19 protein-coding genes are annotated in these 24279 nt (G+C 62.9%); 9 read left to right on the forward strand and 10 right to left on the reverse strand.

Features of this window, described 5'->3' with window-relative positions; genetic code table 11:
• The first annotated feature begins 59 nt into the window (after window positions 1-59).
• Window positions 60-1580: a globin-coupled sensor protein gene (locus tag C6558_RS07840; RefSeq protein ID WP_025427762.1), complete on the forward strand. Its 1521-nt coding sequence runs from the start codon at window positions 60-62 to the stop codon at window positions 1578-1580.
• 430 nt (window positions 1581-2010) lie between these two features.
• On the opposite strand, the gene C6558_RS07845 is transcribed toward C6558_RS07840, so the two are convergent.
• Both C6558_RS07845 and C6558_RS07850 read right to left on the reverse strand, forming a co-directional pair.
• Window positions 2011-3300: an FAD-binding oxidoreductase gene (locus C6558_RS07845; protein WP_025427761.1), complete on the reverse strand. Its 1290-nt coding sequence runs from the start codon at window positions 3298-3300 to the stop codon at window positions 2011-2013.
• Window positions 3301-3790: 490 nt separating this feature from the next.
• Window positions 3791-5218: a L,D-transpeptidase gene (locus C6558_RS07850; protein WP_025427760.1), complete on the reverse strand. Its 1428-nt coding sequence runs from the start codon at window positions 5216-5218 to the stop codon at window positions 3791-3793.
• Between the two features lie 166 nt (window positions 5219-5384).
• Between C6558_RS07850 and C6558_RS07855 the strand changes: the two genes are divergently transcribed.
• The 3 genes from C6558_RS07855 to C6558_RS07865 all read left to right on the forward strand — a co-directional run bounded on the left by C6558_RS07855 (window position 5385) and on the right by C6558_RS07865 (window position 7154).
• Window positions 5385-6230 carry a DUF4432 family protein gene (locus C6558_RS07855; RefSeq protein ID WP_025427759.1) on the forward strand — a complete coding sequence of 282 codons (846 nt, stop codon included), beginning with the start codon at window positions 5385-5387 and terminating at the stop codon, window positions 6228-6230.
• A 77-nt stretch (window positions 6231-6307) separates the two neighbouring features.
• Window positions 6308-6646, forward strand: coding sequence for a TIGR01244 family sulfur transferase (locus C6558_RS07860; protein ID WP_025427758.1), 339 nt, complete (start codon window positions 6308-6310; stop codon window positions 6644-6646).
• Between the two features lie 157 nt (window positions 6647-6803).
• On the forward strand, window positions 6804-7154 hold the full coding sequence (locus C6558_RS07865) for a cupin domain-containing protein (protein WP_025427757.1): 351 nt from the start codon (window positions 6804-6806) through the stop codon (window positions 7152-7154).
• Between the two features lie 276 nt (window positions 7155-7430).
• Here the strand turns inward: C6558_RS07865 and C6558_RS07870 are convergent, their stop codons facing one another.
• The 3 genes from C6558_RS07870 to C6558_RS07880 are packed head-to-tail and all read right to left on the reverse strand — an operon-like array spanning window position 7431 to window position 11072.
• Complete coding sequence (locus C6558_RS07870; protein WP_025427756.1) at window positions 7431-9077, reverse strand: thiamine pyrophosphate-binding protein; 1647 nt, start codon at window positions 9075-9077, stop codon at window positions 7431-7433.
• A gap of 45 nt (window positions 9078-9122) precedes the next feature.
• Window positions 9123-10076 carry a DMT family transporter gene (locus tag C6558_RS07875; protein ID WP_025427755.1) on the reverse strand — a complete coding sequence of 318 codons (954 nt, stop codon included), beginning with the start codon at window positions 10074-10076 and terminating at the stop codon, window positions 9123-9125.
• Between the two features lie 12 nt (window positions 10077-10088).
• Window positions 10089-11072, reverse strand: coding sequence for an alpha/beta fold hydrolase (locus C6558_RS07880; RefSeq protein ID WP_025427754.1), 984 nt, complete (start codon window positions 11070-11072; stop codon window positions 10089-10091).
• A 217-nt stretch (window positions 11073-11289) separates the two neighbouring features.
• Between C6558_RS07880 and C6558_RS07885 the strand changes: the two genes are divergently transcribed.
• The 4 genes from C6558_RS07885 (at window position 11290) to metF (ending at window position 16428) form a co-directional block, all read left to right on the forward strand.
• Window positions 11290-12036, forward strand: a complete 747-nt coding sequence (locus C6558_RS07885) for a ribonuclease T2 (RefSeq protein ID WP_084814679.1) — start codon at window positions 11290-11292, stop codon at window positions 12034-12036.
• Window positions 12037-12154: 118 nt separating this feature from the next.
• A complete protein-coding gene (ettA, locus tag C6558_RS07890) occupies window positions 12155-13804 on the forward strand; it encodes an energy-dependent translational throttle protein EttA (protein ID WP_025427752.1) in 1650 nt (549 codons plus the stop codon).
• A 660-nt stretch (window positions 13805-14464) separates the two neighbouring features.
• Window positions 14465-15484 carry a metalloregulator ArsR/SmtB family transcription factor gene (locus C6558_RS07895; RefSeq protein WP_057211113.1) on the forward strand — a complete coding sequence of 340 codons (1020 nt, stop codon included), beginning with the start codon at window positions 14465-14467 and terminating at the stop codon, window positions 15482-15484.
• Between the two features lie 2 nt (window positions 15485-15486).
• Window positions 15487-16428, forward strand: a complete 942-nt coding sequence (gene metF / locus C6558_RS07900; RefSeq protein WP_025427750.1) for a methylenetetrahydrofolate reductase [NAD(P)H] — start codon at window positions 15487-15489, stop codon at window positions 16426-16428.
• A gap of 512 nt (window positions 16429-16940) precedes the next feature.
• Here metF and C6558_RS07905 read toward each other — a convergent pair.
• The 5 genes from C6558_RS07905 to C6558_RS07925 all read right to left on the reverse strand — a co-directional run bounded on the left by C6558_RS07905 (window position 16941) and on the right by C6558_RS07925 (window position 22526).
• Complete coding sequence (locus C6558_RS07905) at window positions 16941-17879, reverse strand: DMT family transporter (protein WP_025427749.1); 939 nt, start codon at window positions 17877-17879, stop codon at window positions 16941-16943.
• 412 nt (window positions 17880-18291) lie between these two features.
• Window positions 18292-19485 carry a lytic murein transglycosylase gene (locus tag C6558_RS07910; protein ID WP_025427748.1) on the reverse strand — a complete coding sequence of 398 codons (1194 nt, stop codon included), beginning with the start codon at window positions 19483-19485 and terminating at the stop codon, window positions 18292-18294.
• A gap of 153 nt (window positions 19486-19638) precedes the next feature.
• Window positions 19639-20424, reverse strand: coding sequence for a GH25 family lysozyme (locus tag C6558_RS07915; RefSeq protein WP_025427747.1), 786 nt, complete (start codon window positions 20422-20424; stop codon window positions 19639-19641).
• Window positions 20425-20544: 120 nt separating this feature from the next.
• Complete coding sequence (locus tag C6558_RS07920) at window positions 20545-21279, reverse strand: class I SAM-dependent methyltransferase (RefSeq protein ID WP_025427746.1); 735 nt, start codon at window positions 21277-21279, stop codon at window positions 20545-20547.
• Complete coding sequence (locus tag C6558_RS07925) at window positions 21276-22526, reverse strand: DUF3419 family protein (protein WP_025427745.1); 1251 nt, start codon at window positions 22524-22526, stop codon at window positions 21276-21278. The genes C6558_RS07920 and C6558_RS07925 overlap by 4 nt, the downstream gene beginning before the upstream one ends.
• A 177-nt stretch (window positions 22527-22703) precedes the next feature.
• On the opposite strand from C6558_RS07925, the gene C6558_RS07930 reads away from it, so the two are divergent.
• A complete protein-coding gene (locus C6558_RS07930; RefSeq protein ID WP_057211114.1) occupies window positions 22704-24266 on the forward strand; it encodes a bifunctional diguanylate cyclase/phosphodiesterase in 1563 nt (520 codons plus the stop codon).
• The last annotated feature ends 13 nt before the right edge of the window (window positions 24267-24279 follow it).

The raw sequence follows: 24279 nt of genomic DNA on the forward strand, positions 1-24279 counted from the left end.
CTCGCTTGGTCTCCCGTCCAGCTTCCATGATCCAGCAAGAGCATGCAGGGAAATCGCGCATGAAAACGGAACACGTCGCTGCCGGCAAGGAAGACATTGCCGGTCGTCTCAATTTCATGGCGCTTGACGATGCCGCCAAGGCGAGCCTGAAGGCCCTGAAGCCGATCCTCGAAAAGGAGCTGGCGCCGGCGCTCGACAAGTTTTACGCCCGGGTCAAAAAGACGCCGGAGACGAACCGCTTCTTCTCGTCGGATGCGCACATCAACCGCGCCAAGGGCGCGCAGGTCGGCCACTGGGCCAACATCGCCGACGCCAATTTCAACGACGAATATGGCGCGAAGGTCCGCACCATCGGCCAGGTGCACGCCCGTATCGGGCTGGAGCCGCGCTGGTATATCGGCGGCTACGCGCTGATCGCCGAACATCTGATCACGGAGATCGTCAAAGCGAATTGGCCAAAGGGCGGTCTGTTTTCGCGCCAGACGACCTCGGCGGAAGAGATGAGCGCGATGCTTTCGAGCCTCGTCAAGGGCATGTTCCTCGACATGGACCTGTCGATCTCGGTCTATATGGACGCCTCCGACGTCACGAAGCAGCGCGCGGTGCAGGAAGAGGTACTGGCGACCGAACGCAAGCTCGTCAGCCAGACCTTCGGCGTTGCCCTGAAGAAGATCTCCGACGGTGACCTGACGGCGCGCATCGCCGCCGATTTGCCGGTTGCCTACGAGGAACTCGGCGAGAACTTCAACCATGCGATCAGCGAGCTTGCCCGCGCGATCGGCGGCATCGAGGCCGGCGCCAGCCAGATCCATCTGAGCGCCAAGGAAATTGCGGCAGCAGCCAACGATCTCGCCAAGCGCACCGAACGCCAGGCGGCAAACCTCGAGGAGACGGCCGCTGCCGTCGAACAGGTGACGCGCACCGTCAAGCAGACGGCCGAAGGCGCCGATCAGGCGAACTCGACGGTGATTGCCGCCCGCGCCAATGCCGAGCGGAGCGGCGAGGTGGTCAGCCACGCGATTGAGGTGATGCAGGAAATCCAGACCTCGTCTGCGAGCATCGCCCGCATCGTCGACGTCATTGACGAGATTGCCTTCCAGACCAACCTGCTTGCGCTCAACGCCGGCATCGAGGCGGCGCGTGCCGGCGAGGCGGGCAGGGGCTTTGCGGTTGTCGCTTCGGAAGTGCGGGCGCTCGCCCAGCGCTGCGCCGATGCGGCCAAGGACATCCAGGGCCTGATCGCCAAGTCGCGCGGCCAGGTGGATGATGGCGTCAGCTCGGTCAACCAGGTCGCCCAGTCGCTGCAGCAGATCGTCTCGCAGGTGGTCGAAGTCAGCTCGGTCTTCGGCAACATCCGCGCCAGCACGGCGGAACAGGCCACCGGCCTGCAGGCGGTCAATACGGCGATCGGCCAGATGGATCAGATCACCCAGCAGAATGCTGCCATGGTTGAAGAAGCCAATGCCGCGAGCCAGGCGCTGACGGTGGAATCAGAACAGATCGCGCTGAAGCTGAAGGCGTTCCAGACGTCTACCCAGGTTCACGTCGGCACCGCGTCCGGTTATCGCCGCGCGGCCTGAGCCCACGTATCGCAGTATGGGCAATAGCGCCTCGGATCATCCCGGTCCGGGGCGCTGTCTATTATAGCCAGAGTTTTATGAGCGCACTTGGATCGCCGCGAAGTTCGTAGGAATTTCGGCGTCCGCTGTGATCATGGTAAGTTTTGACCACTCAGTCAGCCCCGAGCTTGTCTTCGTGACGTTCCGTCCCCGGGCTTCACTTCTCCGGTCGTCATCCTCGGGCTTGACCCGAGGATCCCGTTCTGCAGTTCCACGAAAGCACATGCCAATTTCGCGTGGCAGGCCCTGGATCCTCGGGTCAAGCCCGAGGAAGACGGAGGATGGGGTGCCACCTGCGCATGAACGTGCGTCGACATGGCGCCCGTCTCAGACGGAGTTCACCATCTTCGATGTCTGCAAGGGATGTCTCGTCGCGCGTTGACGAAACCGCTCAGAACCGGCGGTCGACCAGATGCTTGGCCTGTGCGCCCGCATGGTAGAAGGCGGACTTGACGCTGCGCCAGGTGTCGGGCGTCACAGGCGTTTCGGCAAGCGGGATCGCGGAGGTCTGGCCGGTGACGTGGTCGGCGAGCGCCTTGCCGAAGACGGTGCCGGGTGCGATGCCGCGGCCGTTGTAGCCGCTGACGGAGACGACGTTCGGCGCCAGCGTATGCATGGCCGGCAGGTTGTTGGTCGTCATGCCGATGCGGCCGTCCCACCAGTATTCGAAGCGGAAATCGCCGATATAGGGGAAGAGCTTGCGCACGGAGCGGGCGGCGAAGGCGCGGTGCGTGCCCTCGGCCATCGCATCGAGCCGGCCGATCGAACCGAAGATCAGGCGGTTCTGCTGGTCCATGCGGAACGAGGTCATGACAAGGCCCGTATCCCATGTGCCCTGGCGCTCCGGCAGGATGCGGCTTGCGACCTTTTCCGGCAGCGGATTGGTGGCGAATTGGAAGTAGGGCAGGATCGTCAGTTCCTGCGTGTGTTCCTGCCACGGGGTCTCGGCAAACATGCCGCCATAGGCATTGGTGGCGAGGATCACCTGCTTGGCCCTGACGATGTTCTGGCCGGCTCTCAGCACCCAGGTTTCGCCCTTGCGTTCGGCGCCGACGAGCGCAGTGTCGGTATAGATCTCGGCACCGGCGGCAAGGGCCGCACGGGCAAGGCCGCGGGCATAGGCAAGCGGCTGGATCGTGCCGGCGCGACGATCGAGAAGCGCACCGGAGAAACCTTCAGCGCCCGAGAGCGCGCTCGATCGCTCGGCCGAGAGAACCTCGACCGGCGCTCCGCGCTTCTTCCATTGGGTCTCGCGGTCGCTGATATCCTTCAAGCCTTCGGCGCCGACGGCCATGTGCAGGGTGCCGTTGCGGACGGCTTCGCAGGAGATGCCGTGCTTCTCGACCAGGGCATAGACCATTGCCGGGCCGTCGCCGAGTTCGCCGAGCAGGCGGTTGCCGGCCTCGAGCCCCAGCGTCGCGATCAGATCGTCGGGCTTGACCCACATGCCGGCATTGACGAGGCCGACATTGCGGCCGGAGCCGCCGAAGCCGATCATCTTCGCCTCGATCGCCGTGGCCTTGACGCCTTTTTCCGCGAGATGAAGTGCAGCCGAAAGACCGGTGAAGCCGCCGCCGATGATGGCGACATCTGTCGTCAGGTCGCGGGCAAGCGGGCGCGTGTCCGGCGCTGCCGGTGCCGTCGCATGCCAGAGGTTGGGCAAGGTGCGCTCGGTCGCCATCGCGGACATTCCTTCGGTCAAGGGCCTGAAATTTAGAGGTGGCTAAGTGATAGGGCCATCGCCTCGAAAATTCTCATGACAATGTTTCATGAGGTCATGAGGGGTTTCATGAGGTCATGAAGGTTGACTGTGGGGCGTCCGCAAAAAAATGACCGCAGCCGGTTCGTGGGCGGCCGCGGTCTGGGTCGTGTCGGTGGAGTAGTCGGGTGTAAATGTCTTTGCCGGGTCGGCGGTCCGCCGCACCGGCCCTATGGGTTCCGATGAAAATAACCTGACCGATGACGTCATCGATCAGGCAAGCTCATTTTCAACGGAGACATGTCGCTGTCACTCCCCCAATTGGGGGACGGGATGCGAAAAAAGCTGCGATTTCAGTCAATTCCACCGGGGTTCCTACGCGGCAACGCTTGCCACGGTCGGCAAAGAAGAAAGCCCGGGTGGTACCCGGGCTTTGATCGTTTTCTGCGGGATGTATCGAGCGGCTGATGCCTCAGTCTGCGAATTCGACCGTGACGCCGACACTCACCATCTTGGCAAGTTCCGTTGCGTCCCAGTTGGTCAGGCGAACGCAGCCGTGGCTCTGGGTCTTGCCGATCTTGGAGGGCTCCGGCGTGCCATGAATGCCGTAGGTCGGCTTCGAGAGCGCGATCCAGACCGTGCCGACCGGGCCGTTCGGCCCCGGCTGCAGCGTCAGGATCTTGTCGTTGTTGCCCTGCTTGAAGTTGATCTTCGGGTTGTAGGTGTAGCCGGGATTGAGCGCGATGCGCTCGACATTGACGATGCCTGACGGCGAGGGCGTGTCGGACGAGCCGATCGTTGCCGGGTAGGCGGCGACGAGCTTGTCGGCGGCATCATAGGCCAGAACCTGCTTGCGGGCCTTGTCGGCAACGATGCGCGCGACCTTTTCCTTGCGGTTTTCTCCGGGATTGATGACCTTGATGATCGTGCCCGGAATGGTGAAGTCCACGCCTGGGTTGAGCTCGCGCAGATAGGTCTCGTCCATGTGGAACTTCTCGCCGAGCATTTCGGTCGTCGCGGTGAAGGACATGTGCGGCAGCATCGCCTTGTGGGCGTAGTCGTCGGGGATCGAGGCGACATAGGGGCCTGCGGCATCGGCGGCCGTGATCGTATAGCTGGTGATCGGCAGGCCGCCGTTCATGCGCAGGCGCTCGAGGATATCTTCGGTGTTGTTCGGATCGAGCGTTTCGCCGGTTGACTGCTGCCAGGCCTCGATCGCCTTGGTGACGTTCGAGCCCATCTTGCCGTCGATGACGCCGGGCGAGAAACCTTCGCGGTCGAGGAAGACCTGCAGCGCGGTGATTTCGGCGCGCGACTTGGACTTGACCGATATGGCCGGCGGCATGGACTGCCGCAATGGCTGCTCATATTGCGGATCGATCGCCGCCTCTTCGCTGCCGTCGATCAGGCCGGGCAGGCTGTTGGGCAGGTCGTTGCGCTCGACCGAGGGCGGCACCACGTCGCGATAGGCCGGATCGCGATAGTCTTGAATGGATCCGGTGACATCGCCCGGCTCGGAATAGCCGTAGCCGCGGTCGCCGTTGCGGCGGTTGGAATAGACATCGACGTCGCCCTGGCGGCGATAGGCGCGATAGCCGTCGGACGGTACTACGGTTGCGACCACGTTGCCCCAGTTGTCGACCAGCACGGTGCGGCCGCGACGGTCACGCATGGTGCGCACTTCATCGGGGCCCGGCATATAGTCGAGAATTTCGCCTTCCGGCGTCACCAGCATCACGTCGCCATTGCCGCGGCGATTGCGGCCGTAACCTTCCTGAGCAAAGGCGGATGCAAGATCCACGGCGAGGAAGCCGGCTGCGGCGAGGAGCGAGAGGCCGGTGCGGGTCGCTGACGTCACGATAAAACCTGTTCTCATGGTGGTTGATGTGGCGCGGTACATTTGGATTTCGACGTTAATGTGAAAAAAGTGAATTCATCATGAATAAGCGGTTAAATTCTATCTAGGCGCACCCTTAGCAGCTTTCAACCGATGAAAAACAGCCCCTGTCGGCTATCATGTCTTTGTGATCGCTGTGATTCCCGTGAGTTGGACTGGAGGCTGGTGCATGCGAACGAGATTTGATGCACCCGATAACGAACAGGAGAATCATCTGCTGTTCGACCGTCTGTCGGCACTCGATATCGCCGCCTTCGTCGTTGATGGCGTCGATCTTTCGCCGGGTACCGCGATCCCCTCCGATGGCGACCCGCGCATCGACCGGGCACTCGCCGGTTTTCTCTTTACCTGCGGACCAGACCACATCCGCCATCCCGAACCGATTGCCGGCCGCGGGGAAGGCACGCGCTATCCCTTGCACGGTTCGCTTGCCGGCACGCCGGTCAAGCACACGCACATGTCCGCCGACACCACGCTTTGCATCGCCACCGTCGAGGTCAATCTTGCCGATGGCGGCCACGCGCTCCTGGAACGGCGCTGGCATGTGGATGCGGACCGACATGAGGTGATGCTGGAAGACCGGCTCACCAACACCGGCGCCGGCGCCTTTCCGCCGATGATGATGTACCACCTCAATATTGCCGGCCGACTGGTCGGCGACGCGACCCGCATAACCAGTCCCTCTTTTGCCGAGGGTGAACGGGCCTGGCGCTTCGGCGAGGGCGAGAGCGCGCATTTCTGCATCCCGGCCAGCGTCGGGGCCGACGGCTGGTCCGAAGTGGCGCTTTCGCCGCTGGTCGGTGCGGGCGGGAAGTGCTTGGCGGTGCGCTTTCGCGCCGACACGCTGCCTTACTTGCAGATGTGGCGCTGTCAGCGTGGTGCGGCCGATGTCATCAGCATCGAGCCTGCGTCGCATCGCCTCGCCAAGCGGCCGGAGCTTGCTGCTGCCGGTGAGCTGCAACTGCTCGAGCCCGGGCAGACACAGACCTATGCGCTTGCCTTCGGTGTCTCCTGACTGAGCGATTGGAATTGACGCCGGCGGGCACCGCGCCTACATCAGTGGCCAAGGTTTTTTGCAGGGATTAAGCGACCATGGACATCCGCCCGATCAACGATGAATACTCGGTTTCCGGCCAGATCACGGTCGAAGACCTCGACCAGATCAAGGCGCTTGGCTTCAAGTCCATCGTCTGCCACCGCCCCGATTTCGAGGCGCCGGACCAGCCGACCTTCGATTCCATCGCAGCGCGCGCGCAGGAGCTGGGCATCGAGACCATGCACATCCCGGTCGGCCCGATGGGCGTGACGGCGGATGCGGTCCAAAAGATGGTCGACGCGCTTGACGAATTCCAGCGCCCGATGCTCGGCTATTGCCGCTCCGGCGCTCGCTCGACGGCGGTCTTCCAGCAGACACAGCATATTCGCGGCTGAGCCGGCCTACCGCAGCATAAGGGCGCACTTCGTGCGCCCTTTGCGACGATGTGTCCTCGGGTCCACATAGCCCCCAAGGGATGCATGCCCCAGGGAATGCGCACCTGACGCGCCGGCTCGACCGCGGTTCGGATACACGAACGGCGGAGGATATGGCATGACGGGAATACATTTGATCGAACGCGAGCAGTGGGCTGAAAAGCCCGATGTCTGGCAGGGCGAGTTCCAGGGCGGCTCCTATGGCGCCGACGTTTCGGTGATGTTTTATACCACCGACAAGGTTGGCGGCGGGCCGAAGCTGCACCGTCATCCCTATCCCGAGACCTTCATCATCCGCACCGGCCGCGCGCTGTTTACCGTCGGCGATCGCAAGATCGAGGCAGAAGCCGGGCAGATCGTCGTGGCGCCGGCCAACGTGCCGCACAAGTTCGAAAACCTCGGACCTGGGCGCCTGGAAACCACCGACCTGCATGTGACCGGTGCGTTTGCGACGGAGTGGCTGGAATAAGCAAGAAGCGGCAACTCAGTATAGAGGAGGACACCACCTCCCTGCGTCGTCGACACGACGCAGCTGGATTCCTGTGACAAGCACAGGAATGAGGGAGCGCTAGGAGGTGTCGCAGCGCGCATGCCGCGTTTGCGGAGATGTGCGATCACGCCGGAAACGGGCTCGGTTGGCCGCAACAGTTCCATGCCCTCATTCCTGTGCTTGTCACAGGAATCCAGCCACGGCGCGTCGGCGCCGTGATTGAAGCGTGCTCGAAGGAAAACCTGCCCGTTCCGCTCAGCCTTTCCTTATTTCGCTCAGCGTGCGCGTCGGGGTGATGGCTTCCGGATCGAGCTTGATCTCGATGATCGCCGGCTTGCCGCTGGCGCGGGCGCGCAGGAATGCATCGGCAAACTCCTCAGTCTTTTCCACCGTCTCGCCGTGGCCGCCATAGGCGCGGGCAAGGGCGGCAAAGTCAGGATTGGTCAGGTCCGTGGCGCTGACGCGGCCGGGATAATCCCGCTCCTGGTGCATGCGGATCGTGCCGTAGATGCCGTTGTTGACAACCACAGTGATGATCGGCAGGCGGTAACGCACGGCAGTTGCGAATTCCTGACCGTGCATCAGGAAACAGCCGTCGCCGGCAAAGCAGATGACTTCGCGATCCGGGTGCAGATGCTTGGCGGCAACGGCTGCCGGCAGGCCGTAACCCATGGAGCCGGAGGCGGGGGCTGCCTGTGTTGCGTATCTGCGGAAGCGGTGGAAGCGATGCACCCAGGTGGCGTAGTTGCCGGCGCCGTTGGTGAAGATGGTGTCTTCCGGTGTGTTCGCCTCGATCCAGTTCATGATCGGGCCCATGCGCACGTCGCCGGGGCCGGTTTCCGGCGGTGTCGACCACTTGAGGTAACCTTCATGCATCGCCCTGGTGCGTGCCGACCACACCGGCTCGGCCGCTGGCGCGAGCCCTTCGAGTGCTGTGACGAAATCGCGGGGGCTGGCGGCGATCGGCAGTTCCGGCCGATAGACGCGGCCGAGTTCGGATGCATCGGGGTGGACATGGACAAGCGTCTGGCGCGGATAGGGCGCATCCATCAGCGTATAGCCGGACGACGGCATTTCGGAGAAGCGCCCTCCGACCAGAAGCACCAGATCAGCTTCCTTGATCTCTTTTGCCAGCGCCGGGTTGATGCCGATGCCGACATCGCCGGCATAGTTGGGGTGCAGGTGGTCGAACAGCATCTGGCGGCGGAAGGAGCAGCCGACAGGCAGGCTCCAGCGCTCGGCAAAGCGCTGGAATTCGGCGACGCTGTCAGCCGTCCAGCGCGTGCCGCCGAGGATGGCGATCGGGCGCTTGGCGCCTTCGAGCAGCGCGCCGAGCTGCTTGATCTGGGACGGACCCGGATGGCCCTCGACCGGCTGGTAGGGCTTTGCCGCTGGCGCCTCGGCGCTGCGCGTAAGCATGTCCTCGGGAAGCGTCAGCACGACCGGGCCCGGCCGGCCTGAGGTCGCGACCGCGAAGGCGCGGGTGACGAATTCGGGAATGCGGGCGGGATCGTCGATCTCGCCGACCCATTTCGCGACCTCGGTGAAGGCGCGGCGATATTCGATCTCCTGGAAGGCTTCGCGCTCGCGAGCCTCGCTCTGGACCTGGCCGATGAACAGGATCATCGGGATCGAATCCTGCCGGGCCACATGCAGGCCGGCCGACGCATTGGTGGCGCCGGGGCCGCGCGTTACCATGCAGATGCCGGGCTCGCCGCTGAGCCGCCCCCAGGCATCGGCCATCATTGCAGCGCCCCCCTCCTGGCGGCAGACGACGACATCGATGTCGGTGTCGTAGAGCGCATCCAGCACCGCCAGATAGCTTTCCCCCGGTACGCAGGCGATGCGTTTGACGCCATTGGCGACGAGCGCGTCGACGACGAGCTGACCTCCAGTTTTCATGCTTTCCTCCCGATAGTCATTCTTTTGTTTTCAGATCACTTGTTTTCAGATCGCCGGCGAAACCGGAGCGATGCTCGCGGTCTTGTCGACCCGGCGTTCCCGCCAGATGATGTAGAGGCCGGAGCCGATGATGATGGAAATGCCCAGCCATTTCAGCGCGTCGGGCAGGTCGCCGAAGACGAGCCAGCCGAAGATCGTCGCCGAGACGATTTCGAGATATTGCAGCGGCGCCAGCACCGAGGCGGGGGCGGAGCGATAGGCATAGACCCCAAGCACGCCGGAGATAGTGGCGGTGACGCCGACGCCGAGCAGATAGAACCAGGTGTTGCCCTCGGGCCAGACCGGGTCGAAGATACCAGATCCGCTGCCTTCGCCGAGCCAGAGCAGTACGAGACAGAAGAGACCGCCCCAGATGCCGGCATGGAACTGCATCGACCACGGGTCCTCATTCTGCGCCACCATGCGCGTCACCAGCAGGAACACCGCCAGGCCGAAGGCGGCGACGATCGGCAGCAGCGCGATCAGGCCCACCTCCTGCATGCTTGGCTGGATGACAAGGAGCGCGCCGAGGAAACCGACGGCACAGGCGGTGTAGCGCCGCCAGCCGATCGTCTCCTTGAGGAAGATGCTGCCGAGGATGGTGAGGATGATCGGCTCGACGAAGAAGATGGCGATGGCGTCGGCCACCTCCATTACCTTCAGCGTGGTGATGAAGGACAGCATGGTGACGACAAGCAGGCCGCCGCGCAGCGCGTGCAGCCCGGTCTTGCGCCAGGTGAGGTCGAACAGGCTGCCGCGCACGAGCACGATCGGCAGGATGAAGACGACCTGCAGGATGAAGCGCACGGCGGTGATCTGTGCCGACGGTACTGTCGAGATCGCGAGCTTGGCGAAGATGTCGATCAGCGGCGACAACAGCACCGAAAGGACCATCAGCGTCAGGCCGAAGGAGATGCGGTCATTGGCGTTGGAGGTCTTGGGGAGGGACATGTCTGCCATGATGATGTCGGGTCAGGTCCTCTTGCCGGCCACAGCCTTGGCGGCAACAGAATGGCCGACAGAAGATTTGCCGACGGCCGATTGGCACCAGGCCGCAAACTCCGCTGTTGCCTTCTCACGGCCGATCTCGTTGAGCGTCTCGTGGCGCATGCCCTCATGGATCGTTACCGATACATCCGTCATTCCGCGCGCCTTCATGCGCTCGCCGAGCCAGCGGACGGCACCGCCGTTTTCGGTCGAGGGATCGGCGCTGCCGCCGACGAGATGAACAGGCAGGCCGGCGGGCAGGCGCGCCAGCCGGTCGGCCCGTGCGCCGGCAAAGGCGAGCCGCATCAGATCCAGCCAGAGCGACACCGTCGCGTCGAAGCCGCACAGCGGATCGGCGATATATTTGGCCACCTCCGCCTCGTCGCGCGACAGCCAGTCGGAATCGGTCTTGCGATCCTTGATCGCCTGACCCCAGGCGCCAAAAGTGAGCTTCGACAACAGCGGGCTCGGCACATCCGAGCCCTTGAGCGCCTTTTCGATCTTCAGGATCAACTGGCCGCCGCGCCCGGCGATACCAGGGCGGAAATTCGAGTTCCAGACGGCGAGTGCATCGTAGAGACCTGGATCGGTCTCGGCGGCGTTGAGCGCGATCAGCCCGCCCATCGAGTGACCGAAGAGGATGACCGGCAGGCCGCCCGGATGGGCGGCGGTGGCGAGCGTGCGCATGGCCCTGATGTCGGCAAACACCTTGTCGAGACCTGAGCTGTTCGAGAACATGGCCAGCGGCGCATCCGGCGCGCGCGTCGCGCCATGTCCGCGATGGTCGTGGGCATAGACGTGAAAGCCGTGGCCGGCCATCGCCTCGGCAAAACGGGCATAGCGGCCGGAATGTTCGGCAAGGCCATGGCTGACAAGAAGAATGCCACGCGCGTCGGCAGCTGCCGGAAAATGGCGCCAGTTCAAGATAGCGCCTGTCGGGCTCTGATGCGTCCTCACCTGCCCGAACATGCCTTCTCCCGGACCAATCGTCAGACTCTGCCGATATCAAATCGATTTACAGGGGAAAGGCAATCGCTGCTTGTTGATCGTTACGCATGAGGTCACAAGCGATTTCGCGGACCTGTAATTAACAGTTCCAATTTTCCCGTTTTGAGCGATATTTGTTCCCGTTTTGTTTTATCGGGAGAGTGTCATGGCATGTTGGAGTAAAGCGGTATCAAGTCCAATGACAATTGTTGCGATGGCGCTGGCAATGCTGCTTGCTCCATCCTTGTTTGCCTTGGCGCAAGAGAAGGTTGATGCCGCGGCGGAAGGCGCCTCGGGCCGCACGGAATATGTGCTTGCCGTCAGCTGGCAGCCGGGCTTCTGCGAGACGCGGCCGCAACGCAAGGAATTCGCCAACCAGACGGCCGAACGTTTCGATGCCACGAACCTGTCGCTGCACGGGCTCTGGCCCTTGCGCAAGAGCTATTGCGGGGTGGCGGCCGAGATGCGCACCCAGGACCGCAAGGGCGACTGGCTCGATCTGCCGAAGCTCGCCATGGCCGATGATACGGCGGCGCGGCTGCTGGTCGCCATGCCGGGCGTTCAATCCGGCCTCGATCGTCACCAATGGTTGCGCAGCGGCACCTGCCAGACGGCACCGGTCGACGACTATTTCGCCACGCAACTGCATATGCTCGACGAGCTCAACCGGTCCGCCGTCGGCGCGCTCTTTCGGGCGCGTATCGGCTCGGAACTCGATGAGAAGGCGATCAAGCAGGCTTTCGACCAGAGCTTCGGCGCAGGGGCCGGCGACCGGGTGCGCATGCGCTGCCAGACGGTCGCGGGACGCAGCGTCATCACCGGCCTGACGATCGGCTTGACGGGAGACGTTTCGGGCAAATCCAGCCTCGCGCCGCTGATCCAGGCGGCGGGGCCGACGGAGTTCAAATGTGCCAAGGGCATTGCTGACGCGGCAGGCCGCGGATAGCGGCTGACAAGGCGCTCCGGCATGGGATAGGCGGGGGCAAACGCCTTTGGCGATTGCCCCTTTGCACTAATTCGCCTACATAGCGGGCAAATTTCCTTCCCATGCGGAGCATTCTTTTATGGCACGTCAGTTCATCTATCATATGGCCGGGCTCAATAAGGCCTATGGCGCGAAGAAGGTCCTGGAGAACGTTCATCTGTCGTTCTATCCGGACGCGAAGATCGGTATCCTCGGCCCGAATGGTGCCGGTAAGTCGACGGTGCTGCGCATCATGGCCGGCCTCGACAAGGAATATACCGGCGAGGCCTGGATCGCCGAAGGTGCGACCATCGGCTACCTGCCGCAGGAGCCGCAGCTCGACCCGACCAAGACCGTGCTCGAAAACGCCATGGAAGGCGTTGCCGCCAAGACGGCGATCGTCGAGCGCTACAACGAGCTGATGATGAACTATTCCGACGAGACGGCGGAAGAGGGCGCAAAGCTTCAGGACATCATCGACAGCCAGAACCTGTGGGATCTCGAGAGCCAGGTCGAAATGGCCATGGAAGCGCTGCGCTGCCCGCCGGGTGATGCAGACGTCACAAGTCTTTCGGGCGGTGAAAAGCGCCGTATTGCGCTCTGCAAGCTGCTTCTGTCGCAGCCGGACCTGCTGCTGCTCGACGAACCGACCAACCACCTCGACGCCGAGACGATCGCCTGGCTCGAAAAGCACCTGCGCGAATATCCCGGCGCCGTGCTGATGATCACCCACGACCGCTACTTCCTCGACAACGTCACCGGCTGGATCCTCGAACTCGACCGCGGCCGCAGCATTCCCTACGAGGGCAACTATTCGGCCTACCTCATCGCCAAGGCCAAGCGCATGCAGCAGGAAGGCCGCGAAGAGGCTTCCCGCCAGAAGGCGATCGCCCGCGAGCAGGAATGGATCGCATCCAGCCCGAAGGCCCGTCAGGCCAAGTCCAAGGCGCGTATCCGCTCCTACGACGAACTGGTCAACGCCGCTGAAAACCAGCGTCCGGGCGACGCGCAGATCATCATCCCGGTCGGCGAGCGTCTCGGCCAGGTGGTCATTGAAATGGACGGCGTCACCAAGGGGTACGGCGACCGCCTACTCATCGACGGCCTGTCGCTGAAGCTGCCGCCGGGCGGCATCGTCGGCATCATCGGCCCGAACGGTGCCGGTAAGACGACGCTCTTCCGCATGATCACCGGCCAGGAACAGCCCGACAGCGGCTCGATCCGTATCGGCGAAACCGTGCACCTCGGCTATGTCGACCAGAGCCGCGACGCGCTCGACGGCAACAAGACCGTCTGGGAAGAAATCTCCGGTGGTGCCGAAGTCATCAAGCTCGGCAAATACGAGATGAACTCGCGCGCCTATTGCTCGACCTTCAACTTCAAGGGCGGCGACCAGCAGCAGAAGGTCGGCAATCTTTCGGGTGGTCAGCGCAACCGCGTTCACCTCGCCAAGATGCTGAAGAACGGCGGCAACGTGCTGCTGCTCGACGAACCGACCAACGACCTCGACACCGAGACGCTGGCGGCACTTGAAATCGCGCTGGAAAACTTCGCCGGTTGCGCCGTTATCATCAGCCACGATCGCATGTTCCTCGACCGTCTGGCGACCCACATCCTCTCCTTCGAAGGAGACAGCCAGGTCGAATGGTTCGAAGGCAACTTCGAAGACTACGAGAAGGACAAGATCCGTCGCCTCGGCCCGGATTCGGTCAACCCGAAGCGCGTCACCTACAAGCGCCTGACGCGCTAACACTCTGGCACGTCGCGTGAGCCTCGGCTTGCGCGACGTGCGCCCCGCTCAAAGCGTAGCGATTTCCAGGATTCGCTTGCTGCGCCGTAAGCTCTGGTTTTGCACATTTCGTTATCGCAAAACCGCAGCGCACCTTTGGGTGACGTGCTTTCAGCCCTGGCTCGGAAACGATTTAAGGGAGAAGGCATGCCACAGCTTTGACGTTGCGGCATCCTGCCCCGTCTCGTTTCGCGCCAGTCTCAGCCGCCTGCTTGCATATGTCGTATCCCGAACCGATGGCTGGTTCGGGCGATACGCTCTCCCGCCAACCATTCCATAGAATGCGTCATGGACGCTGCGGTGCGTGACCCTTGCCGCTGGCCCTCTCGTTGAAACCGCTTCTTTGGATGCGTCGTCCACATTGCGCTGCGTTGAGACTGTGGGCATCCGCGGTCAAGGGCGGGAGCGGGCCGCGAGGCGGAGAGCGCAGGGCAGGGTCAGTGGCACGCCACGCCGCAAAGGCATCGTCAACGGGCGGAGCGCAAGCTTCGCCCGTTTGCGTGTCGAAACGGTGGAAAATCCTGTTCCTGGAGCGGCATAGTTTGGTCTCTTCGCGCAAATCCGCTTGCGCTACATCCGCAAATCACATAAACATATCTTTATGTGTTGATGGGGAATGATATGGCGGATCAGAGAGAGCTTGGTCTCGACGCGCTGGTGGATGTGCTGAAGGCTGCGGGTGAGCCGACCCGCATGCGCCTTCTCGCGCTGCTTGCCGCTGGGGATCTCACCGTCACTGATCTTACCGAAATTCTCGGACAATCGCAGCCCCGCATTTCGAGGCACCTGAAGCTCCTGGCCGAGGTCGAACTCGTCGACCGCTATCAGGAAGGCGCCTGGGCCTATTTCCGCCTTCGCCAGGAGGGCGCCCGCGTGTCGCTGGTCAGGGCGATGCTTGCATCCGCCACCGGCGACGACGCAGTTCTGTCGCGCGATGCATCCCGGCTCGTCACCTTGAAGAAAGCGCGGGCCGAAAAGGCGCAGGCCTATTTCAGCCGCAACGCGGCCGGCTGGGACGAGCTTCGGCGCCTGCATGTCAGCGAGCGGGATGTGGAGACGGCACTGCGCGACATGGTTGGCGACGAGCCGGTCGAGAGCCTGCTGGATCTTGGCACCGGCACAGGGCGCATCCTGCAACTGTTCGAAGGGCTCTATCGGCGCGGCATCGGCATCGATGCCAGTCGCGACATGCTGGCCGTTGCCCGCTCCAATCTCGACCGCGCCGGCATCACCAAGGCGTCGATCCGCCACGGCGATATCTTCAACTTGCCGCTTGATGGCCAGTTCTTCGATCTCGTCACCATCCACCAGGTGCTGCATTTCCTCGATCAGCCGGAAGCGGCGATCGCTGAGGCGGCACGCATGCTGACGCCGGGCGGGCGGTTGGTGATCATCGATTTTGCGCCGCACGGGCTGGAGCACTTACGCGACGAGCATGCCCATGCGCGGCTTGGCTTCTCGCATCAGGCGATGACCGACTGGCTGGCAAAGGCCGGGCTCGCCCTGGAAAAGACGACCGATCTGTCGCCGGAAGGCACGGACGGAGGAAAACTGACGGTGACGATCTGGCTTGCGCGCGATCAGCGGGCCGTCGAGGAGAGCGAAGCGCCACATCAGCGCATGCAAGCAGGGGGAATTTGAGAATGACGGCACAGACGCTTTATCCCGCCGAGCGCGGCAATCTGCGGCTTTCCTTCGAATATTTCCCCCCCAAGACCGACGAGATGGAAGCACAGCTCTTTCAGACTGCGGAAGATCTCTCGGTCTTTTGTCCCGCCTTCGTCACTGTCACCTATGGGGCCGGCGGTTCGACCAAGGCGCGGTCTCTGACAACAGTCAGACGGATGATCGAGGAGAAGGGCTTTGCCAACACGGCCGCGCACCTGACCTGCGTCGGCGCGCCGAAGGCCGAGGTGGACACTGTTATCGACGAATTTCTCGCTTTCGGCGTTCGGCACTTCGTCGCATTGCGCGGCGATCCGCAGGGCGGCATCGGCAGCACCTATCAGCCCTTTCCCGGTGGTTACGAGAGCAGCTCCGACCTCGTGCGGGCGCTTCGCGATCGTGGTGACGTCGAAATCTCTGTGTCGTCCTATCCGGAAAAGCACCCGGAAAGCCCTGATGTGGCGGCTGACATCGACATGCTGAAGCGCAAGGTGGATGCGGGCGCGACGCGGGCGCTTACCCAGTTCTTCTTCGACAACGACGATTTCGAGCGCTACCTCGAGCGCGTCCGCCGGACCGGCATCGAGATCCCGATCGTGCCCGGCATCCTGCCGATCAACAATCTCGGTCAGGTGCAGAAGTTCGCCGGTCTTTGCGGCGCCAGCGTGCCGGAGGTGATCGTCACCCGCCTTTCGCATCTGGAAGGCCAGCCGGCCGAGCGCTTCAAGGAGGCGACGCATATTGCTGCCGAGCAGATCGTCGATCTTGCCCGCCGCGGCGTCAGGGACTTCCACCTCTATACGATGAACCGTTCGCCGCTGATCACGGCCGTCTGCGATCTCGTCGGGTTCGAGCGTGCGGACGAGGCGTCGCGGGGCGAGGATATCTCGCTGAAGGCGTTTGCCGGTGCGGCGGCGTAGAACGCAAAACAATCCGAAAAAGCGAAAGCGCATGAAGGTGTCCTTCATGCGCTTTCTTTTTTCCTGCAGCGTCGGGGCAGATTGCTCTTGTCGATCTAGCCCAAAAATTTCTGCCGCAAATTGGATTTCCGGAAAATTAAAGTCCCTATTTCGGTTTGGACTCTCAGCGGCCTGACTTCAGATGAAGAGCATTGTGGCCACGAATACGAACGCTGCACTAATCATGAGGACATTCAACGAATGTGTAAGTCCCATCGAAGACCCTCCTTGCGCTGACGGTTAAAACATAGGGCGAATTAACGGCGCTTGAAAGGGAAACTTGTGCTGCAGTGCGAAAACGCGTGATCACAATTGCCTTGTCAACAGGGCTAATGTTTTGAAATTAAATCGCATTTTATGCCGCCACATTTTTTTCACAATCACTGCCGGAAGGTTAATGTAAACGCTTGTAACCGTGCGTGAGTGCTTCTAAAGGGCACGCTTTCTGCCGTATCCGGCTTGTTCGATTCCTCTTATGCGGCGCGCTTCATCCGCAAGATCCTGCCGTCCAAAACGGCAAGGCCGGCGGCAATCAGCGCCATACCGCCCACATCCGCTGGCTGCAGCGTCTCACCCAGAAAGAGATAGCCGAGCAGGATTGCGCTTGGCGGGACGAGAAGCGTGACCAGCGAGGCGTTGGTGGCGCCGGCTTCGCCCATGATGCGGAAGAACAGGATGTAGCCATAGGCGGTGGAGACGAGCGCCAGCGCCAGGATGGCAAGCGTCGCGTCAAGCGGCGGCATCGGCAGGGCCCAGGGCGTATCGACGAGGGCTGCGACCGGCAGCATCATCAGCGTCGAGGCGGTCAACTGGCCGGCCGCGGTGACCGGCGGGGCAAGGCCGCGAAAGCGCTTGCCATAGGTTGCCGCCAGGCCATAGCTGACGGCGGCAAGCACCGGCAGCATCAGCGCCCAGAGCGGCACGCTGCTGGCGTTGCCGAAAAGCCCGGCGATGGCGCTTGGCCCGATGAGCACGATGGTGCCGGCGAGGCCGAGCAAACAGCCGCCGATCTTGGCGGAGCTGAGTTTCTCGTCGTCGGTCGCCATGTTGGCGATGATCACGGTCCAGACCGGCGTGGTTGCATTCAGGATCGCCGCCAAGCCGGCGCCGATCTGGGTTTGCCCGAGAAAGATGAAGGCATGTGGGATGGCGTTGTTGATCAGGCCCATCAGCAGGAATTCGCGCCAGCGGCTGGCGAGCGCCTGATAGATGCCGAAACGCCTGCGGATGTAGAGATGCAACGCCAGGGCGGCGAGGCCGAGCCTCAGGAACACCAGGGTGAACGGCGGCACGTGCGCGACGGCGACACGGGCAAAGAAGAACGATCCGCCCCAGATGAGCCCAAGCAGGGCGAGAAGCGCCCAGGTCCGCATCGTCATCTGCTGGCTGCCGGTCTGTCCTAGTGCGTTCATGGGTCTGCTCGCGCTTTCTGCGCGGCCGCTGTCGGTCAAATCGACCAGTCGGGATGCGCAATCGAATTGGGCGCTTTCTCCGCTGCATGCCTCCGGCGTCTGAAAGGCTGCATGAAAAGGCGTCACACAGATCTAGCGCGGCGCGTTGAAGTGCACCACCCACTTCTTGCCATCCGCGGTGCGCGAAAGCGCCAAGCATCGATGTCTACTGCATGTTTCCTTAAATCCTATTCGATTTAAGGACAAAGACATGCAGCAATTCAAAGTGCGACAGCGACCTTTGCGCGTCCAATAAGACGCGCGGCGCTGTAGGATCGTTCGATAAGGGAGAACGTCTGTCCACTTCGGCCGGTTTCGATCGAAGCGGACAGACGAATGGTCGCCCGGCCAAAATCCGGCCGGAAGATCGCGTTTACAGCGAGTTCAGCAGTTCCAGGGTTGCCCAGCCGTCGGCGGGACGGCCGAGACGCAGCTGTTCCTTCTGCAATGCTGCGCGGGTGCCCGAGCCGAGGATGCCGTCGACCTTGCCGACGTCGTGGCCAAGGGTCTGCAGCTTGGCCTGCAGCGCCTTCATGCCGGTGTCGTCGAGGCCCGGTTCCGGATTGCCGCCCTCATAGGTCGGGGCGCCGCCAAGGCGGGTCGCGAAATAGGCAGCCGAAGTCGTGTAGATGAACGACTGGTTCCACTCGAGATAGACGTTGAAGTTGGGGTAGGTGAGGAAGGCGACGCCCTTGCGGCCCTGCGGCAGCACCAGAGAGGCTTCGAGATTGCCGAAGGCGGTGTCACCGTTGCGCGGCTTGACGCCGAGCGCGAACCAGTCGCTCGCCTTCATGCCCGGCTGCAGGCCGGTCTTTTCCCAAGGCAACTGCTCGGGAACGCTGACTTCCTGGATCGCCGGCTGGCCGGCCTTGAAGCCAAGGCTCTGGATGAACTTTGCGGCGGTCAGGATTGCGTCCGGCGAGCTCTTCTTGAGATTGACGTGGCCGTCGCGATCGCCATCGACGCCATAGGCGATGATATCTTCGGGCAGCATCTGCACCTGGCCGATTTCGCCGGCCCAGGCGCCTGTCGTCGTTGCCGGGTCGAGGTCGCCGTGCTGAACCATCTCGATGGCGGCGATGAGCTGCGGGCGGAACATTTCCGGCCGGCGGCAGTCATGGGCAAGGGTCACCAGCGCATTGCGGGTGTTAAAGTCGCCCTGAACGGCGCCGAAGTCCGTCTCCATCGCCCAGAAGGCGGTGATGACGGGGGCCGGCACGCCGTATTCCTTTTCGGCACGGGCGAAGACGTCGGCATATTCCTTCATCTTCTGCGCGCCGATATCGAGCCGCGACTTGCTGACGGTGCGTTTGGAGAATTCGGTGAAGGTCTGCTTGAACACGCCCTGGGCGCGGTCGCGGCTCAGCACTTTCTGGTCGATGGCGGCACCGGCGAGCGCACGGTCGACGACGTCGGCCGGAACGCCCTTGGCGACCGCCTCCGCCTTGACGCCTTGCAGGAAGGCGCCAAGATCGCCGCCGCATGCCGGCGCTTGCGCGAGAACGGGGGAGGCTGTCAGCGCGAGGAGCGCGACGGATGCAAGAGCATGCCGGGCTTTGAGGATCATCATAATTCCTTTCTGTCGCCGCAGGGCGCGAAGCGCCGCCGCTGGCGGTCAATGTACCAAAGATGCAATCTGCTGCTGCTCTCTCAGAGCATTATGACGGAAAGAAGAAAATGGGTCGGTTTGCCGCGCTTCTGCACAGAACCGTGGCTGTCGTCATCCCGGCTTGGAAACGGCGGCGACCCAATTCTTCCAGTTCTTGGCCGAGCCGGCAAAGACGTTGATATCGGTGGTGCCGTCAATGCCCGGTATCACGCCGGTGCTGGTATATTGCCAGAATGCCCAGCGGCGCTCGACATAGACTTCGCCCGGATGCTTGGCGACGGAGCGAACCCAGAAGTGGTGCTCCTTGAACTGGTCGACGAGATTGTCGCGGTGGAAATCCACAGAGGTATAGATGATCGGCCGCTTGCCGTAATGGGCCTCCAGCCGGTCCATGAAGCGCTTCATCTCGACGCGGACCTCGTCCGGCGATGGGCGGTGGCGGCAGGTCTTGGATTCGCCGTTCCACTCGACGTCGAGGACCGGTGGCAGGTAGACGGCGCTCTTCGGCACATTGGCGATGAACCAGTTGGCCTGGGCATCCGCGGTCGAGCAGAAATAGTAGAAGTGATAGGGCGCATAGGGAATGCCGGCGGCGCGAGCGCGCTGCCAATATTCGTTGAAGCGCGTATCCACCCTGTCCTTGCCTTCCGTCGCCTTGATGAAGGCGAACGAGACGCCGGAATTCTTCACCTTCATCCAGTCGATATCGCCGTTCCATTTGGAGATGTCGATGCCGTGGATGTTGTGGTGGTGCGGCGTGCGGCCACCGAAATCCTGCGGGTCGGTATCGCTGAAGCGCGGCGGGATCGATGCGGTCTGCAACAGATCGTAGTCGGTCGACGAACAGGCGGAAAGGAGAGTGGCAATGGGCAGCAGTGCCAGAAGAAGCCGGCGCATGGAGGTCCTGTTTCGAAACGAACGACGATCCTGCCTCACACGATGGCTTTCATGATGGTGATGTCCCCCAGTGAGGCGTGAACCTCATTTTCACCATATCATCGTAAAAATTGAGTTAGCTCAAGCGGGAATTGCGGCAGCACTTCGGTCGCCAAGCCGTGCAGCGGCCGGATTTGTCACTGACGCCGCTGTTACGGCCGGGCGGTGGTAGACCGCAAGCCAGGCATAACCCCGGCCGATGGCCCGGCGCTCGAGCTGTGCGCCGTCGCGTCTTGCCCGCTCTCCCAGCACCTCGAACAGTGTTTCGCGCGGGGTCACATGGAAGCGCGTCAGCCAGCCGCGCAGCAGGCGGCGGAAGCTTGCCGGCAGCCGCTCCTGCTGGCCGAAATCGGCAATATGCAGCGAGCCGCCGGGGTTCAGCGCGTCGATCGCCGCTTCGATCGCGCCCTGCCAGTCCGGTATCATTGACAGGGAGTAGGAGATGACAATCCGGTCGAAACCGGTTTCGCCGAAAAGCTGGGGCTGGAAGCTGGTGGCGTCGGCGATGCGCAGCGTGGCCGCCGAACTGCCGCGGCGGCTGAGCTTGGTTTCCGCGGAGGCCAGCATCTCCGCGGAGATGTCGAGGCCGAAGAGCCGGGCCTTGGGAAAGCACGTTCCGATGAGCGCGAGGTTGCGCCCCGTGCCGCACCCGACTTCGAGCACGGAGGCGCCCGCGCCCGCGTTCAGCTCGCGGATCAGCGTGTCGCGGCCGAAGAGATAATACTTCCGCGTCAGATCGTAGACGTGCCTTTGATAGCGATACATTTGGTCCATGCGCCGCTGGTGGCTGATCTCGGCGTGCTCCACCCCGCTCATGCTTTCTTCCGGTAGATGTGGAAGCCGCCATAGATGGCCGAGCGATCGGCGTTGCCGAGCTTCAGCGATGTCTCGGCATCATAGTGCCACTGCTCCATCAAAGCCGTGGAGAGGCGGCCGGGAAGGATGCTCTCTTCAGCGGCCGTGCGGAAGATCACTGTCGCGGCTGCGTCTGCGGTGCGGGTGATCTCGGTCCAGAGATCGTTCAACTGCTGGTCGTTCATCCAGTCCTGGGCGTCGAGCAGCACGTAGCGGTCGACCGATCCTGCCGGCTTCTTCGCCAGAAGCTCGGTGAAATTGGCGTGGTGGACCTCGACGCATTCGGCACGATCGCGGACCGTCTCGTAGTTGCCGGCATGCAGGTAGGCCGGAAGCTCGCCTTCGTGCGGCAGGGGATAGCGGCGTGCGAAGGCCTGCCAGGCGAAGTAGTTTTCCTTGAGCGGGAAATGACAGGTCAGCTTTTCCAGGCGGTGGCGAAGCACGGAGGCAAGCGACTTGTCGTTGCTCAGGCTCGCCAGCTCGTCGAACTGCTGCGGCGGGATGCCGAGGCCGAACAGCGAGCTCTTCTGGCTGGTGATCCAGCGAATGAACGGGCGCTCGAACAGCGGCGCCAGTCGCGTGTCGAAGAACTGGCGCTGCTCGCGCATGGAGCTGGCCTGGACGAACTCTTCCGGATTGACGCCATGCAGTCGCGCCAGGATGTGGCTTGCGGCGATGAAGCGGCCAAGCAGGCCGGTGCGATAGATGTTGCGGCCGAAGACGCCGATGCGCCGGCGCCCGGTGACGCTGCGGCCGTTCCAGTAGCTGCGGGTGGCCTGATCGACCTTCGGGGCGATGAACAGGTCGAAGGCCTGCACGTTCGATGGCGTGCCCTGCGTTGCCAGGAACCGGATAACGTCCTTGTGAGCAGGCAGATGGCGGAAGGCGGCAAGCTTCAGCCGGTTGAGCGCGATGTGGTGCGGATTGAGATCGACCACGTCGATGCGACCAGGGCCGGCGGACAGGTAGGTTAGCATGTTGCAGCCGCCGGAACCGATGGTGACGATGCGGTGTCCAGGGCGAAGCTGCATTGCTTCCATGTCGACGATTGGGTCTTCCCAGATCTGCGGATAGACGAGGCCGGAGAAGAGCAGGCCAAACAGGCGCTCGGACAGGCCGGCAAGCGAAAGGGTCTTGTGTTGCAGGAGGGCGTTTTTTAGCTTGGGATTTTTTCTGCCAAAGCCGACGTCAGGGGCAAGTTCGGTCATCTCTGCCGCTCATCCAGTTGAAACTTAGCCGCTTCTAAAGTGACTCGGCTACACTTTGATGACGGGTTTTTTCACAGCTGCTGCGCCGCACAAAAAATGCCGACTACGATTTTTCACCCATAAGAATTCATTAAACCCTGGCGTGCTAGCTCCTCCCTATATTCGGGGGGCGTCGACATGATGTTAAGAACGTTTCTGCCGAAGCCCGAGCAGCGATTTGCAGCTGCCGGCACGGCACTGGGGGCACTGTTTCCAGCGATCTGGCTGACCACGGAAACGTTGTTCACGGATGGATCCTTTACACATTGGAATTTTTCCGGAGCACTTGCGGCGGGCGTCATGCCCTTCGTCGCCGGTGCCTCTTTCTACCGCTGGTCCTATTCACGACGGCTGGAGCGCGAGTTGCGCGCCGCGCGCCGCGCCGAGCGGCGGCTGCGCAACGAGGTTCACCGCGACCGGTTGACCGGGCTTGAAAACCGCTCGGCGCTGGAGGCCGATGTGCTTCGCGCGCTTCGCTCCGATGGCACGGCATTCGAGCGCAGGCCGCTGCTGCTCATCGACCTCGACCGGTTCAAGGCGGTCAACGACACGATGGGCCATGATGCCGGTGACCGGTTGCTGAGCGGCATCGGCACTCGGCTGCGGCGGGCGTTTTCCGGCGAGGCGACGGTCTATCGGCTCGGTGGCGACGAATTCGTGCTGCTTGGTCCGGGTTCTCCGTCGGATGCCGAGGTCGCGGCGCTTGCCGGCCGGGTGAAGGCGCTGTTCGACGCGCCGTTCGATCTTTCGGACGGCCAAGTGGCATCCGGCTGCAGCATCGGCGTTACGTTCCTGGAACCAGGCGACCTGTCGACCGGCTCCGTGTTGAAGCGGGCGGACCTGGCGCTCTACGAAGCCAAGGAAATGCGCGGTAACAGCCATGTCATCTACGCGCCGCACCTTGCGCGAGCCGCGGAAATGCGCGCCGAGGCCGAGCGCGACCTTGCCCGCGCGGTCGCCCAGCGGGAATTCTTTCTGGAATACATGCCGATCGCCGGTGCAGCGAGCGGCGCCATCCGCGGCTTCGAAGCATTGCTGCGCTGGCTGCACCCGGTCCGCGGCGTCATCGACATGGAGGCTTTTGTTGAGCCGCTCGAACAGGGAGCACTGGCACTCTCGGTCGGCAACTGGGCCCTTCGGCAGGCCTGCAGGCAGGCGGCGAGCTGGCCATCGCCGGTCGGCCTGACGGTGGCACCCCTCGCGCTGCAACTGCGGGATCGCGATTTCCTCGGCCATATCAAGGCGTGCCTGGACGAGGCGGGACTGGCGCCCGGCCGGCTGACGATCGAGGTGGCAGAAGCGTCCTCGACCGGCGATATGGGGCTGATCAGTGAAAATCTGCACGGTCTGCGTGCGCTCGGCGTGCGCATCGCGCTGAGCGGTGGCGCTGCTGCCTCGCTGCCGCTCAACCTTGTCGGGGAGCTTAAGCCGGACCAACTGACTGTGGATTTGCCGGCGATCCGCAGGTCGCATGGCAGCGAGCGCAGCGTCGCGCTGCTCGCCTGCCTCGTCAAGACAGGGCAGGTGCTGCGGCTGCCGATGGCGGTGCGCGGCATCGCCAGGGAAAGCGAAATGGACTGCGCCCGCACCGCAGGCGCTGTAGAAGCCTGGGGGCCATGGATATCCCCGGCATTGCCCGCGCGCGACCTCTCAGCCCTGTTGCGCGATAGGGACGGCGAAGACGCCCGTCGGCTCGCATAAAGGCAAGGGCTTT

The organism is Ensifer sp. NM-2 (assembly GCF_003024455.1).
GTDB classification, from domain to species: domain Bacteria; phylum Pseudomonadota; class Alphaproteobacteria; order Rhizobiales; family Rhizobiaceae; genus Ensifer; species Ensifer canadensis.